Genomic DNA, 949 nt, shown 5'->3' with positions numbered 1-949 from the left:
CACCAGCAAGCTCCTATTCTCCGTGAAGGTCACGTTCGAGTTGGTGCGTGAGCCGCCCGACGGATGAGGACGCGGCCCTAGCTATTCATTATGGCTGCGCACCAACGCCAGCGGCATGCGGTCGCTGAGGCTGCCATCATTGCTTTCGAACTGCAAGACGCCTGAAAATGCGATTGGCGCCTTCTGCCGTCGAGGTAGAAATGACGTCGTCCGCCTGACGCTAATGTGACCTAATATCGTTGTTTGCCGCCGGCATTGAAGGATGTTTGAAGAATGACTCGTGTTGACCACCCTCGCTGTCTCTGTGGGGGATCATGGTTTCCGGCAAGTCGCCAACGCCGTACTGTGAGCCCCGGACCGAAATAAGGTCATGGTTGTCGGGGCGTGTGTTTGTCACGGCCTTCGACGATGGATAATTTCTTCAATAAGTTTCGCGTCGGCTTCGTGTTCCGCGGCCCGCGTAGCCATTTGGCTGGCCAAGCTATGTCTTTCCCGAGCGGCTTCTCGTTGCGCCGTCCGTTTCGCCAACTCGGCCCGCTGCTGGTGCGCTCTTAGAAGGCTCCAAAGGGCCTGTTCCGCATCGTCCGCCTGGGCCTGCATCAAAACGTCCGCTCCGAATGCATGTCCAGTGTGACAACGGTAACGGGTAATCGGCCCGTCTTCGATCTCCCAAAGCGGTCCGTGACATTCGGGGCAGACAAATGTCGAGGGGATGCCAAGCTGGCGTTCTGTCTGTTCCATTGTGCTGTGCTCCTGAGCAGCAATCGCAGCCTCAAGGCGGATGACAGGCGGGATTTCTGGTGTCGGCCCTGCGAGTTCGGACGCAAGCCTGCGCAACAGGCCAGCCATTTCGGACAGGGCGACGCAATGGTCGACTTCCACATTCTGCAAGGCGCTCAGCGGCATATCGGGTACTGCAGCGTCGTCGGGATCTTGAACCACGCTGACC

At 58.6% G+C, this 949-nt stretch carries 1 pseudogene; it reads right to left on the bottom strand.

Annotation, left to right across the window (positions count from 1 at the left end):
* Positions 1-393: 393 nt before the first annotated feature.
* Positions 394-949: pseudogene (locus EOA22_RS35285) on the bottom strand (chemotaxis protein CheB); the annotation flags it as partial.

The sequence above is a fragment of the Mesorhizobium sp. M7A.F.Ca.US.014.04.1.1 genome (assembly GCF_003998745.1).
GTDB classification, from domain to species: domain Bacteria; phylum Pseudomonadota; class Alphaproteobacteria; order Rhizobiales; family Rhizobiaceae; genus Mesorhizobium; species Mesorhizobium ciceri.
This window is presented reverse-complemented; position numbering and strand designations above follow the sequence as displayed.